Source organism: Altererythrobacter chaiwopuensis (assembly GCF_054957755.1).
In genome coordinates this window covers 234,783-247,254 of record NZ_JBTXJG010000002.1, presented here as the reverse complement: position 1 = coordinate 247,254, position 12,472 = coordinate 234,783, and the positions used below count along the sequence as shown (strand labels likewise).

Annotated in this window: 11 protein-coding genes; 8 read left to right on the top strand and 3 right to left on the bottom strand. The window is 61.3% G+C overall.

Going from position 1 to position 12,472, the window contains the following annotated elements; translation table 11 throughout:
- Positions 1 to 29 precede the first annotated feature (29 nt).
- Complete coding sequence (gene rlmN, locus ACX2DJ_RS11755) at positions 30 to 1,280, top strand: dual-specificity RNA methyltransferase RlmN (protein WP_462572840.1); 1,251 nt, start codon at positions 30 to 32, stop codon at positions 1,278 to 1,280.
- Positions 1,281 to 1,426: 146 nt separating this feature from the next.
- Positions 1,427 to 1,813: a glycine zipper 2TM domain-containing protein gene (locus ACX2DJ_RS11750; protein WP_462573085.1), complete on the top strand. Its 387-nt coding sequence runs from the start codon at positions 1,427 to 1,429 to the stop codon at positions 1,811 to 1,813.
- A 68-nt stretch (positions 1,814 to 1,881) separates the two neighbouring features.
- Here ACX2DJ_RS11750 and ACX2DJ_RS11745 read toward each other — a convergent pair whose 3' ends face one another.
- Positions 1,882 to 2,727 carry a PhzF family phenazine biosynthesis protein gene (locus ACX2DJ_RS11745; RefSeq protein ID WP_462572838.1) on the bottom strand — a complete coding sequence of 282 codons (846 nt, stop codon included), beginning with the start codon at positions 2,725 to 2,727 and terminating at the stop codon, positions 1,882 to 1,884.
- Positions 2,728 to 2,792: 65 nt separating this feature from the next.
- Here ACX2DJ_RS11745 and ACX2DJ_RS11740 point away from each other — a divergent pair, with 65 nt between their 5' ends.
- The 3 genes from ACX2DJ_RS11740 to ACX2DJ_RS11730 all read left to right on the top strand — a co-directional run bounded on the left by ACX2DJ_RS11740 (position 2,793) and on the right by ACX2DJ_RS11730 (position 5,886).
- Complete coding sequence (locus ACX2DJ_RS11740; RefSeq protein WP_462572836.1) at positions 2,793 to 3,563, top strand: SDR family oxidoreductase; 771 nt, start codon at positions 2,793 to 2,795, stop codon at positions 3,561 to 3,563.
- Positions 3,564 to 3,643: 80 nt separating this feature from the next.
- Complete coding sequence (locus ACX2DJ_RS11735; RefSeq protein ID WP_462572835.1) at positions 3,644 to 4,960, top strand: class I SAM-dependent methyltransferase; 1,317 nt, start codon at positions 3,644 to 3,646, stop codon at positions 4,958 to 4,960.
- 14 nt (positions 4,961 to 4,974) lie between these two features.
- Positions 4,975 to 5,886: a haloalkane dehalogenase gene (locus ACX2DJ_RS11730; RefSeq protein WP_462572833.1), complete on the top strand. Its 912-nt coding sequence runs from the start codon at positions 4,975 to 4,977 to the stop codon at positions 5,884 to 5,886.
- Here the strand turns inward: ACX2DJ_RS11730 and lptB are convergent.
- Entirely contained in the window at positions 5,883 to 6,629 is a 747-nt protein-coding gene (lptB, locus tag ACX2DJ_RS11725; RefSeq protein ID WP_462572831.1) for an LPS export ABC transporter ATP-binding protein, read from the bottom strand. The genes ACX2DJ_RS11730 and lptB overlap by 4 nt on opposite strands.
- Positions 6,630 to 6,839: 210 nt before the next feature.
- On the opposite strand from lptB, the gene ACX2DJ_RS11720 reads away from it, so the two are divergent.
- Entirely contained in the window at positions 6,840 to 8,087 is a 1,248-nt protein-coding gene (locus ACX2DJ_RS11720; RefSeq protein WP_462572830.1) for a class I SAM-dependent methyltransferase, read from the top strand.
- 120 nt (positions 8,088 to 8,207) lie between these two features.
- On the opposite strand, the gene ACX2DJ_RS11715 is transcribed toward ACX2DJ_RS11720, so the two are convergent.
- Positions 8,208 to 8,927 carry a trypsin-like serine protease gene (locus tag ACX2DJ_RS11715; protein WP_462572828.1) on the bottom strand — a complete coding sequence of 240 codons (720 nt, stop codon included), beginning with the start codon at positions 8,925 to 8,927 and terminating at the stop codon, positions 8,208 to 8,210.
- Positions 8,928 to 9,045: 118 nt separating this feature from the next.
- Here ACX2DJ_RS11715 and ACX2DJ_RS11710 point away from each other — a divergent pair, with 118 nt between their 5' ends.
- Together ACX2DJ_RS11710 and ACX2DJ_RS11705 are read left to right on the top strand one after the other, a co-directional pair.
- A complete protein-coding gene (locus ACX2DJ_RS11710) occupies positions 9,046 to 9,702 on the top strand; it encodes a hypothetical protein (RefSeq protein ID WP_462572826.1) in 657 nt (218 codons plus the stop codon).
- An 823-nt stretch (positions 9,703 to 10,525) separates the two neighbouring features.
- Positions 10,526 to 11,764, top strand: coding sequence for an argininosuccinate synthase (locus ACX2DJ_RS11705; RefSeq protein WP_462572825.1), 1,239 nt, complete (start codon positions 10,526 to 10,528; stop codon positions 11,762 to 11,764).
- The last annotated feature ends 708 nt before the right edge of the window (positions 11,765 to 12,472 follow it).

Sequence of the window (12,472 nt, the reverse complement as noted above, 5' to 3'; positions counted from 1 at the left end):
CTTGCCCGCACACTATATGCGCGGCCTCCATGGCCGATACCGCTCTCATGCCGATCCCCGGACAGGTGGATCCCCTTCCCGTCGCACGTGAGATCACGCCGCGCGCCGATGGCCTTATCGACCTGATCGGCTTGCCCAAGCAGCATATCCGCGATCTTTTCGCCGAGGCCGGGCTTGACGCCAAACAGGCCAAGCTGCGCGCCAAGCAGGTGTTTCACTGGCTCTACCACCGCGGCGTGACTCAATTCGAAGCGATGACCGATATCGCCAAGACCATGCGCCCCTGGCTGGCGGAACGGTTCGTGATCGGGCGGCCCGATGTCATCGAAGCGCAGCATTCGACTGACGGCACGCGCAAATGGTTGCTGCGCACGACGGACGGCCACGATTTCGAGATGGTGTTCATCCCCGATGCGGACCGCGGCACGCTGTGCGTTTCCAGCCAGGTCGGCTGCACGCTCAACTGCACCTTCTGCCACACTGGCACCATGAAGCTGGTGCGCAATCTCACCCCCGGCGAGATCGTGGGCCAGGTGATGCTGGCGCGCGACGCACTGGGCGAATGGCCCAAGGGCAATATGGCCTTTGATCATGGGGCGGGGCTGGATGACGCCGAAGACGTGGGCCATTACACTGCGGACGGGCGCCTGCTCACCAATATCGTGATGATGGGCATGGGCGAACCGCTCTACAATTTCGACAACGTCAAGGGCGCGCTGGGGCTGGTGATGGATGGTGATGGGCTGGCGCTGTCAAAACGCCGCATTACCCTTTCGACCAGCGGCGTGGTGCCGATGATGGAGCGTTGTGGTCAGGAAATCGGCGTGAACCTGGCAGTCTCGCTCCACGCGGTGACCAAGGAAATCCGTGACGAGATCGTGCCGCTCAACAGGAAATACGGGATCGAGGAACTGCTGGCCGCCTGCGCCGCCTATCCCGGCGCGAGCAATGCCCGGCGCATCACCTTCGAATATGTCATGCTCAAGGACAAGAACGACAGCGACGAAGATGCGCATGAACTGGTTCGCCTGCTGAAACAATACAAGCTGCCCGCCAAGGTCAATCTGATCCCGTTCAACCCCTGGCCCGGCGCGAATTACGAATGTTCGACGCCCGAACGGATCAGGCGTTTCTCGAACATCGTGTTCGAAGGCGGCATCAGCGCGCCGGTGCGCACGCCCAGAGGGCGTGACATTGATGCTGCCTGCGGCCAGCTCAAGACAGCGGCAGAAAAGAAGAGCCGCGCGCAGCTGGATCGCGAAGCGGCCGAATCGGCCTGAGCCATCGGATCGCGGCAACGGTTCGTCGGACATCGTCCTGCAATTCGTCGCAAATGCCCCATTTACCCTGCCCGTTCAGCTTGCGTTGTGATGCAATGAACGAGATCTCGCATGTCTCCGTCAGAATCACGGAAGGGACAGAAATGATGAAGAAAATCGCTCTCGCATTCGCCGCCGGCACGATGGCTGTGACCGGGCTTGGCACAGCTGCCCCCGCAGCGGCCGATCCGCCGCCCTGGGCCCCTGCCCATGGCAAGCGCGCCAAGGACCGCGCCATCTACGATTCGCGCGGCTATTACCTCGAACCCCGCCGCATCACCCGCGACAGCTATATCTGGCGCGGCGATGACGGGAGATATTATTGCAGGCGCGACAATGGCACCACCGGGCTGCTGATCGGTGCCGGTGTCGGTGCGCTGGCCGGACACGAGCTGGCCGGGCGCGGCGACAAGACGCTGGGCGCATTGCTGGGTGCGGCTGCTGGCGGCGTGGTCGGTCGCGCAATCGACCGCGGCGAGCTCAAGTGCCGTTGAATTAGAGCCAGGAATTCCTGGAGGGCGCGTCCATCATGCGTGGGCGCGCCCTTTTTGGTGGTCACTATTCAATCCAGGGCCCTCAACGCCCCTTGCGACGAAACGGTGGCGCAGTTCCCGCCAATCCAGACATCGCCGCTGCCATCCTGGCTGCACTGGACAAGGCCGTTCGCGCCGGTCTTGCGGCCTTGCGCCGCGCGATAGCTGCCGCTGGCCAGCCCGGTTTCGAACAGGTGCATCGCCACGCCGGCGTTGAAGCTGCCGGTGACCGGGTCTTCGACGAACCGCCCGATCGCGTCGGCAAAGAAAGCGCGCAACTCCCACTCAGTTTCCTCGTTTTCTCCGCTGGGTCCGGCGAGCCCGATATCGGTGCCAGCGGGTGCCTTGGCGACGGGATCGGCGGCCAGAACATCTTCCGCCGAACGCAGCCGCAGCAATTGCCACTTGGGGCCATTGGCGACATGGACGGCTTCGACCACGGCTGACGGGTCGACCCCTGCCAGTTCGATCGCAGCCGCCCGCTCCCGCTCGCTCAGGGGCCCGTGGCGGGTAAAGGGCGGCGCCTTGAAGGCCAGCGCGCCGCCATCCTGCCTTACCTCGACCAGCCCGACGCCGCATTCCTGCACCACCTTGCCCGGCTCCCGCGGCACACCCCCAGCCTCAAGCCAGGCATGGCAGCTGCCCAGCGTTGGATGCCCGGCAAACGGCAGCTCGCCCGCAGGATAGAATATCCGCACGCGGTAATCCGCCGCTGGATCGGTCGGTGGCAAAAGGAACGTGGTTTCCGAGAAACCCAGCCACCGCGTCAGCGCCAGCATCTGCGCAGCATTCATATCATCCGCGCCATGCACCACCGCCAGCGGATTGCCGCTAAGCGGGCCAGAGCCGAATACATCCACCAGATCGAGTTTCATCACATATCTCCATTGAAGCTGGCCACTCCCTAGCCAAGCGGCAGCGAATCTGCTGAATAGAATTTATGTCGAAGCCCGCAGTATTGGTAACCGGAGGCGCAGCTCGGATTGGCGCCTGCATTGCGCGGGCATTTGGCGATGCAGGCTGGCATGTAGTGATCCACTATCTCGGCTCGGACGAGGAGGCGCGCACGCTGGCTGACAGCCTGCCCTCTGCCGAAATCATCCAGTGCGACCTTGCCGATGGCGATGCTGCGGTGGCGATGGTGCAGCAGCTTGCGGCGCGGCTGCCCGATTGGCGCGTGCTGATCAACAATGCCGCAATTTTTCCCTACGATGCGGCCACCGATCTTGACCCCGCGAGCAATCGGTCAGTGATGCAGGTCAATGCGCAAACTCCGGCGCGCATGGCGCAGGTTTTCCTTGCCAAAGCGCGCGCCGAAGGTGGCAGGCGCGTTATCCATGTCACCGACCAGAAGCTGGAGAACCCCAACCCGGATTTCTTCAGCTACACGATGAGCAAGCACGCGCTGGCGGCAACCATTCCAATGCTGGCCATGGGCCTGGCGGGTCCGCAGGACCGGGTTTACGGCCTTGCCCCCGGAGCGATCCTTCCCAGCCATGACCAGAGCGAAGAGGAGATCGAGCTTTCGCACCGTTTGAATCCGCTCGTTCGCAAGACCGGGCCAGGCGAAGTCGCCGCAGCCGCGCTGATGCTGGCACAAGGTTATCTGCGCAGCGGAGAGACGATCTTCGTCGACAGCGGACAACACCTGCTAAGCCAGCCGCGCGACGTGATCTACCTCGCGCGCGAAATGACGGCGGCCAGATTGTGAACCGCCACGCCCTTCGCAATTGACAGGCTGTTGCTGCACGCGCACTTTGAGAATTTGACCAATATGGGGGACGCAAGCCGATGTGGCTGCTCGACAAGTTTCTGAAAAAAGCGATCAATCACGGCCAGCTGGTGGTCACCGACCATGACGGCAGGGAATATGTCTATGGCAGCGGAGCGGGCAGTTATCCTGAGGAACAAGGCGGCAAACCCGGCCCGGTTCGCATCAGGCTGACCCACCCCAAGGCAGCAGCCCATATCGCCCGCTATCCGCAGCTGGGCGCTGGCGAAGCCTTCATGTGGGGCTGGCTGGTGGTGGAAGAGCCACACGATATCCGCGACATGATCCTGTTCGTCACCATGAACGCCAGGCGGCTTGGGGAAGAGGCGTTGAAGGCACAAGGCCCGCTGCGCAAGCTGGCGCAAAGGGTGATCGCGACGGTTGACGGGATCAACCAGCGCGCCTCGGCCCGCAAGAACGCCGAGCATACCTACAACCTCACTCGCCAGCTTTACGAGCGTTTCCTCGACGAAGACCGGCAATACACCATGGCCTATTACCGCGGGGGCGATCCGGCATCGACCTCGCTCGAACAGGCGCAGATGGACAAGAAGGCGCATCTTGCCGCCAAGCTCTATCTCAAGCCGGGGATGAAGGTGCTTGATATCGGCTGCGGCTGGGGCGGCTTCGCGCTTTACCTCAACAAGATGTATGATGTTGAAGTGCTGGGCGTGGCACTTGCGCCTGACCAGATCGCTTTTTGCAAGGAACGCGCCGAGGCGCTTGGCGTGGCCGATAAGGTCAAGTTCGAGCTGATGGATTACCGCGATGTCACCGGCGAGTTCGACCGCATCTCTTCGGTCGGGCTGCTCGAACACGTCGGCACGGTCCACTATCCGCAGTTCTTCGAACACACGAACCGGCTGCTCAAGCCCGATGGCGTGATGATCAGCCATTGCTGCGGGCGCGCGGGCCCTCCGGGCTATACCGATGCCTGGACGCGCAAATATATCTTCCCCGGCGGTTATATTCCCGCGCTGTCGGAGCTGGTGACCGAAAGCGAACAGGCCGGCTGGCAGGTGATGGATGTGGAGGCGATGCGCTTCCACTACAGCTATACGCTGGAAGAATGGTACAAGCGCACGGTGATGCACCGCGACGAGATTACCGCGATGTATGATGACGAATTCTATCGCATGTGGTTGTTCTATCTTGCCGGGGCGGAACAAAGCTTCCGCAATGGCACGATGGTGAACTGGCAGGTGCAATATGTGAAGGATCGTAACGCAATCCCGATGACCCGCGAATATATCGAAGAAGAGTCAGCCCGCTTGCGCGCGAAGGGTGAAGTGCCGACATGGCGTTTCGATCCCGAATTGAAGGAAGCGGCCGAATAGAGGGAAAATAAAAAATGGCAGGAATTTACCGCACACCGGACGATCGCTTCGCAGACCTGCCCGATTTTCCCTTTGCCCCGCATTACCACGAGCTCGCTGGCGGGCTGCGGCTGCATTATCTCGACGAGGGGCCGCGCGATGGCCCGGTAGTGCTGATGATGCATGGCGAGCCGAGCTGGTGCTTCCTCTACCGCAAGATGATCCCGCCGGTGGTCGCCGCCGGATACCGCGTGCTTGCGCCCGACCTGATCGGCTTTGGCAAATCCGACAAGCCGACCGCCAAGAGTGCCTACAGCTATGCCGGGCATGTCGCCTGGATACGCGAATGGCTGGAGGCGATGGGCGTGAAGGACATACTGCTCGCCTGCCAGGACTGGGGCTCGCTGATCGGCCTCAGGCTGGCGGCGGAGATGCCCGATCGCTTTGCCGGGGTGGTGCTGTCAAACGGCGGGCTGCCCGAAGGGCAGGAGGCGCCCAAGGCATTCGCAGCCTGGCGCATGTTCGCGCGGTTCACTCCGGTGTTCCCGATCGGCGGGCTGTTGCAGAAGGCGACCAAGACGGAGCTGAGCGAGGCGGAGGTCGCGGCCTACAACGCCCCCTTCCCCAACCGCGCGAGCAAGGCGGGCGCGAGGATATTCCCCGAACTGGTGCCGCTGGGCGAAAATGTCGCCGTGCCTGACCAGAAAGTGGCGTGGCAAGCGCTCGAAAGCTTCGACAAGCCATTTACCTGTGCGTTTTCCGATGGAGACCCGATCACACGCGGCGGCGATGCGCCATTCCTTGAACGTGTTCCCGGCGCAAAGCTGGGCGCGCACCGCACGCTGAAAGGCGGCCACTTTATCCAGGAAGACGATCCGGCGGGGTTTGTTAGCGCGATCTTCGATACCGCCAGGGCAGCGGGGACGGCGCCGGCAAGTGCCGCCTAGTTCTGCGTATTGCCGAGATAGCGTTCGATCACCGCAGCATCGTGGGACATATCCTGCGGCGATCCCTCGAAGATGACTTTGCCTTCGTGGATTACATAGGCGCGATCGATAATGCTGCGCATTTCACGCACGTTCTGATCGGTCAGCAGGATGCCGATATCGCGCCGTTTCATCTCGCCGATCAGGTCCTTGATGCTGCCGATCGTAAGCGGATCGATCCCTGCGAACGGCTCGTCCAGCATCATGATCTTCGGGTCGAGCGCCAGCGCGCGGGCGACTTCGCAGCGCCGCCGCTCCCCCCCGGACAGCGAATGGGCCATGGCATCGCGCAGATGCGACATGTGCAGCGCGTCGAGCAGTTCCTCCAGCCGCGCGGCCCACGCTTCAGGCTCCGGCTCGACAATCTCCAGCATGGCGGAAACATTCTGCGCCACGCTGAGCCCGCGAAAGACTGAAGGTTGTTCGGGCAAATAGCCCAGGCCCAGGATCGCCCGGCGATAGAACGGCAACCGCGTGATATCCCGCGTGCCCAGCGTGATGCGCCCGCCATCCGGCCGGAGCAGCCCTAGCATGCAGTAAAAACTGGTTGTCTTGCCTGCACCGTCACGCCCGAACAAACCCACCACTTCGCCTTGTTGCACAGTCAGCGAAAGTCCCTTGAGCACCTCGCGACCACCGAACGATTTGCGGACCTCCACCGCCTTCAGCGTGACCGGGCCCTGCGGATCGCCAGCATGATCCATCACCGGGCACAAGGCCGCGTCATTGCCGGTTCTGGCTGGTCGGAATGAGGATCGTGACAGGCTGGAAATGACATTCTGCAACAATATTAGGGTTGAATGGACATGCAGTGCCACAGGAATTGGGCTATAGATAGGTTGACGATTGAGAACTCTGACCCGGTGCGAACGAATTGAGCCGCGCAAGGGCTTCTCGCAAGGCATGAGGTTCGCATGAAAAACGCTTTGGTCGAAAAGTTTCTCAAATCCGCGATCCGCAAGGGCAAGCTGACCCTGACCATGGCTTCGGGCACGGTGCATGAACTGGGCGAACCGGCAGAAGGCTTTCCCGAGGTCGAGATCCGGCTGACCGACCACCGCGTGCCGCGCGACATATTGCTCGACCCGCGGCTGGGCGCGGGCGAGGCCTATATGGATGGGCGGATCGTGATCGAGCGCGGCGATATCATGCAGCTGGTTCAGCTGCTGCGGATGAACAAGCCGTGGGAAAGCGGCGCCGGGCTGATGGAACCTTCGCTGCTGCGACGGGTCGGCGGGCATCTCAAGTTCCTGGCGACATCGTTCAACCAGGCACGCTCGGCAAAGCGCAACGTCGCGCATCATTATGACATCGGCAACGATCTCTACCGGATGATGCTGGATGCCGCCCACATGCAATATAGCTGCGCCTATTGGGCGCCCGGCGTCGAGACGCTGGACGAGGCGCAGAAAGCCAAGCTGGCGCATATCGCCGCAAAGCTGGCATTATCAGACGGGCAGCGCGTGCTCGATATCGGCTGCGGCTGGGGCGGAATGTCAATCTATCTGGCGCGCCATTTCGACGTGAAAGTCACCGGCATCACCCTGTCCGAAGAACAATTGGCGCTGGCACGCGAGCGCGCTGCGACCGCCGGGGTGGCAGGCCGCGTCAGTTTCGAGCTGATCGATTACCGCGACCTGGCCCGGGGCCGGTCCAAATTCGATCGCATCGTTTCGGTGGGCATGTTCGAACATGTCGGACGGCCCCAGTACGAAACCTTCTTCCGCGCCTGTGCCAATCTGCTGACCGATGAAGGCGTGATGCTGCTGCACACGATCGGGCGTTTTGGCGGGCCAAGCTCCACCGATGCCTTCACCGCCAAATATATCTTCCCCGGCGGCTATATCCCGGCGCTGAGCGAGACGCTGGCCGCGAGCGAAAAGTCACGCCTGATCCACAGCGATATCGAAACGCTGCGGCTGCATTACGCGAAAACGTTGCGCGCATGGTATGCCAATTGCGAGGACAATCGCGAGGCGATCATCGCCATGTTTGACGAGCGCTTCTACCGCATGTGGACCTTCTACCTATCGGGCGCGACCGCCGCCTTTGAAAGCGGCGGCATGGGCAATTACCAGATCCAGTATACGCGCAGCCGCCACGCGCTGCCGCTGACGCGGGACTATATGGGCGAGGCTGAGCAGAAGCTGCGCAGGGGGTGAGGCAAAGGCGGCAGCGATTGAGGCGGGTTTGGCCGGAACGCAGGCCTCGGAGAACTGCGCAGGCTTCTTGATCGAGGCTTTCGCCAGAGCAGTTGCATAATCACAGCTATGATCTGGAATTCAGAGAGACTCTCGCAATCCTTCGGCAGAGTCGCTCAGAATTTCCTCGATCCAGTCGGCATAGAAGGACAGGCGGACACTGTATGTCTGCTGCCCGTATACGCTCGCAGGAAGGCGAAGGTCAGGGTTACCGCCTTGCCACGATGTCAGGCCTGCCAGCATCCAGCGGCCTTTCACCTTGATAAGCACCGGCCCGCCGCTGTCGCCACTGCCACTCATTCCTTCCAGACGATGCGCACGGCGCCCCTTGTCGAACGTGTAGGCGATCCAGCGGTCATCGACTTTCGAAATCCGGTTGAACGCCCGGCGCAGGGTGCCCCGTTGCGGGCTGTCGGGCAACACGCCGGTCAGCCCGGTTCCGGTCGCACCCTTACCGAGTAATTGGACCGTCCTGCCCAGTTCCCCTTGTCCGGTGTAAATGTCGACCGGCTCGACATCGGACAAAGGGTCCGACAGCCGGATCAGGGCGATATCGTGATTGGCGGCAAGGAACTCCATGGCCTCGGTCGCATCGTTCGCCGCCAATGCCCGCTCCACCATAATCTCGGGCAAGCCGCGATATCCAGAATGGATGATGACCCGCTCGACCTTGCGGGCCTGTCCGGCGATCACGATCTCTTTTATCTCGCCCTGAATCGTATGTGCCGCAGTTACCACCCATTGCGGGGCGATCAGCGCGCCGTGCCCCACGCCGGGCATGTCGGCCAGTTGCGGAAACATGCCTTCATCGGCCTGATACCGCTCATCCGGCGTATCATGTCGAATGACAACGGCCCAGGCGGCTGAACACGTGAAAAGCGCACACGCGCCGACGAGAAGCCATATGGAAGGGCGGAACATGCGATGGTTTTCCTGTTTGTGGCTGGTGCGCGCGCAATCGCGGCTGGTGCGGCTGCCTGGCGGTAAGTCACTGCTTTTCCGAAGTCAACCGGTGGACCTTGACGCCCGAATTGGGCTGGCGCAAGCTCGGCAAGCAGATCGCTGGAAGGCGGCATTCAAATCAATTTGGGGCGCATGTGATATGAAAATTGCTTCGGTAAGCTGGGTTATCTCGGCCGCAATCCTCGGCCTGGCTTGCGGGGCCGCGTCAGCAGCACCGGCCTCGATCCATATACCGCCGCCGGGAAAGACCCCGGAAGCCACAGGCAGGCCCGTCCCCCAAGACCTTTTGAGGAAGGCCGATGCAGCAAGTCTCGCCTATGTCGATTGCCGCTTTGCGGTCGGGCGTGACGCGCACCAGGCGAATCTGTCGGCCAGTGATTTTGCGCGGAATTTGGCGAAATCATGTGCTGCCGAGGAACGGGAATGGAAGCGGAATCACATGGCAATCCTGCAGTTTCGTGGAGATCCTACGCCGCGGGCGACAACCGAACGTTTCGCTCAAGAACGCCGCGCCAATGCCATCGAGGTATATCGCAAGAACAAGGCCATCTCCAAGGAATTACAAGACTTGGAAGCGAAGTGCGGCTCCGATTATCGGCGCTGCCCGAATTGAACCTTGCTTGGCTGGATTAAGGTGACAGTGCATTAATTTGACCGCCCAGCCAGAGTCATCCGCGCTGCAAATTGGGCGCGTTTCCAACCAATTGCACGCTATCTTTGTGCCTTTGTGTCTTCGTGTGGGAAAAATTCTATCGACCTTGCAGATTTGTACACCCACCCCCAACCCCTCCCTCATGGGAGGGGAGCTAAAACTCTGCGTGCTCCATACCTTCGCGTTCTTCGCGTGAGCCAAAATATCGCTACCCGTCAAACTGGATCCCGGCCTGCCGCAAAGCGGCAGTTTATCCTGAGCGACGCCGCAGGCGACGTCGAAGGGCCGGGATGACGGATGCGCAAGGCACATTTCCTACTCGCATGCCGCGCGCTAATTCGGGTGGATGGCCAACGCCTCATTCGTCATTGCGAGGACACCGGACCTACTCCGGGGGACGAAGCAATCCAGCATCCGGCCTTGCAGGGTGCGGGTAGGTCACAGGCTGGATTGCCGCGTCGCCGCCCTCGCTTCGCTCAATCGGCTCCTCGCAATGACGCGGATGGATTTAAGTGTCGCTCCTTTCACGCCGCGCAGCCGCAAGGTGACACCTTACGGGGCGCAGGATCACACATTTGCGCGCCAGGGTGACGCTTTGCGACCGACGATCACACTTTTCGCCCCCACAGTCACACAATCGCGCTTTTTGTCTTTTGACCGTGTTCCATGTGTTCCATCCTGCAAGGTTTGCAGACGGATTGCTCGCGGCCCAGCCGCCCTTTTCGCAATTGCACAATGGCGCTGTGCCTGTTACCCGCGCGCCGTCAATTCCGGGGTAGATTCCATGTCCGATATCAAACGTGTCGTCCTTGCCTATTCCGGGGGTCTCGATACCTCCGTCATCGCAAAGTGGCTTACCGTCGAACGCGGGCTGGAAGTGGTGACCTTCACCGCCGATCTGGGCCAGGGCGAGGAAATCGAACCCGCGCGGGCCAAGGCGCGCGCCATGGGCATCCCGGACAAGCATATTTTCATTGAGGATCTGCGCGAGGAATTCGTGCGCGATTTCGTGTTCCCGATGATGCGCGCCAATGCCCGTTATGAAGGCGATTATCTGCTCGGCACCTCGATCGCCCGACCACTCATTTCCAAGCGGCTGGTCGAGATCGCGCATCAGACAGGGGCCGATGCGATCGCGCATGGCGCCACCGGCAAGGGCAATGACCAGGTGCGCTTCGAGCTTTCCGCCTATGCGCTCGACCCCGATATCAAGGTGATCGCGCCGTGGCGCGAGTGGGACCTTACCAGCCGCACCGCGCTGATCGCCTGGGCCGAGGCGCACCAGATCATGGTGCCCAAGGACAAGCGCGGCGACAGCCCGTTTTCGACCGATGCGAACCTGCTGCACACCTCGTCAGAAGGAAAGGTGCTTGAGGATCCGTGGGAGGAAACGCCGGACTATGTCTATTCGCGCACGGTCAATCCCGAGGATGCGCCCGACACGCCCGAATATATCACGCTGGAGTTCGAGCGCGGCGACGGGGTGGCGCTGAATGGCACGGCGATGAGCCCGGCGGCGCTGCTCACCGCGCTCAACGAGCTGGGCCGCAAGCACGGCATCGGGCGGCTCGATCTGGTCGAGAACCGCTTTGTCGGCATGAAAAGCCGCGGCATGTATGAAACGCCGGGCGGCGAGATCTATGCCCGCGCGCATCGCGGGATCGAGCAGATAACGCTCGATCGCGGCGCAGCACATCTGAAAGACGAGCTGATGCCGCGCTATGCCGAACTGATCTATAACGGCTTCTGGTTTTCGCCCGAGCGCGAAATGCTGCAAGCGGCAATCGACCACAGCCAGGCAAAGGTTTCGGGCACGGTGCGGCTCAAGCTCTACAAGGGGCAGGCAAGCGTGGTTGGCCGCAAGAGCGCGAACTCGCTTTATTCGGAAGCGCATGTGACCTTCGAGGACGATGCCGGCGCCTATGACCAGAAGGACGCGGCGGGCTTCATCAAGCTCAATGCCCTGCGTCTGCGCCTGCTGGCGCAGCGGGACAGAGAGCGGGATCGCAGCAAAGGCAGCTGATTTTTGCGACGAAGCGTTGAGTTATCCACTCTCGTCCACAGCTGATCTGCGGAAAAGTGGAAAACTCGGGGTTGCCAAACTTGCGCGACTCACTGCGAAGGCGCAGTCTCAAGACATCGGAAGGGAGAGAAATCCAACCGGAAATTCGGCTCTAACGAGTTGATTTCACGAGAGTTTCTCAGAACAACCGACGCGGTGGTGATTGTCCACGCGGTCTTTGAGACTGGGCATGCAGAAGGTGCAAGCTGGAAGCAAGTTCAGTTGTCTGAGGAGAACGCGATCGCAGATCCACCGGATAGGCCAGGAACCTGGTTGCTGATCGATGGAGGGATGACGCCCAGGCGAAATCCAGCCGCTTGAGAGAAGTAACCACCAAAAGGGGAATGGTCTCGGAATCGCCGGAAGGTCGGCACCGCTTGGAAAGGCTTCGGCCATGAAGAGCAGGATCGACGGGAAAGCGAAACCGGATGCCGGCGCGAGCGCCGGTGACGAAACCCTCCAACCCGTTGGAGGATTAGACATCGGGCGCCAAGCGCTTCTTGAAAGGTTCGCCGGAAGAGAAGTCCACGCGCTGGTGAGAGTGGGGTCGGTAGCAATACCGGCCCCATTTGCATTGCGGCGGCCATTTTATCTTATCCTATGCCCATAGCGAATACTTTCAGTTCACCGCAAACCACGCACCATTCTAGCTCAAACAGGCTTCGCTTG

Excerpts from the sequence above, each read along its gene's own strand:
- lptB (WP_462572831.1), bottom strand. The coding sequence starts at position 6,629 with ATGGATCATGCTGGCGATCCGCAGGGCCCGGTCACGCTGAAGGCGGTG.
- ACX2DJ_RS11745 (WP_462572838.1), bottom strand. The coding sequence starts at position 2,727 with ATGAAACTCGATCTGGTGGATGTATTCGGCTCTGGCCCGCTTAGCGGC.
- ACX2DJ_RS11750 (WP_462573085.1), top strand. The coding sequence starts at position 1,427 with ATGAAGAAAATCGCTCTCGCATTCGCCGCCGGCACGATGGCTGTGACC.
- ACX2DJ_RS11735 (WP_462572835.1), top strand. The coding sequence starts at position 3,644 with ATGTGGCTGCTCGACAAGTTTCTGAAAAAAGCGATCAATCACGGCCAG.
- ACX2DJ_RS11705 (WP_462572825.1), top strand. The coding sequence starts at position 10,526 with ATGTCCGATATCAAACGTGTCGTCCTTGCCTATTCCGGGGGTCTCGAT.
- ACX2DJ_RS11715 (WP_462572828.1), bottom strand. The coding sequence starts at position 8,927 with ATGTTTCCGCAACTGGCCGACATGCCCGGCGTGGGGCACGGCGCGCTG.
- ACX2DJ_RS11720 (WP_462572830.1), top strand. The coding sequence starts at position 6,840 with ATGAAAAACGCTTTGGTCGAAAAGTTTCTCAAATCCGCGATCCGCAAG.
- ACX2DJ_RS11740 (WP_462572836.1), top strand. The coding sequence starts at position 2,793 with ATGTCGAAGCCCGCAGTATTGGTAACCGGAGGCGCAGCTCGGATTGGC.
- ACX2DJ_RS11710 (WP_462572826.1), top strand. The coding sequence starts at position 9,046 with ATGCGATGGTTTTCCTGTTTGTGGCTGGTGCGCGCGCAATCGCGGCTG.
- rlmN (WP_462572840.1), top strand. The coding sequence starts at position 30 with ATGGCCGATACCGCTCTCATGCCGATCCCCGGACAGGTGGATCCCCTT.
- ACX2DJ_RS11730 (WP_462572833.1), top strand. The coding sequence starts at position 4,975 with ATGGCAGGAATTTACCGCACACCGGACGATCGCTTCGCAGACCTGCCC.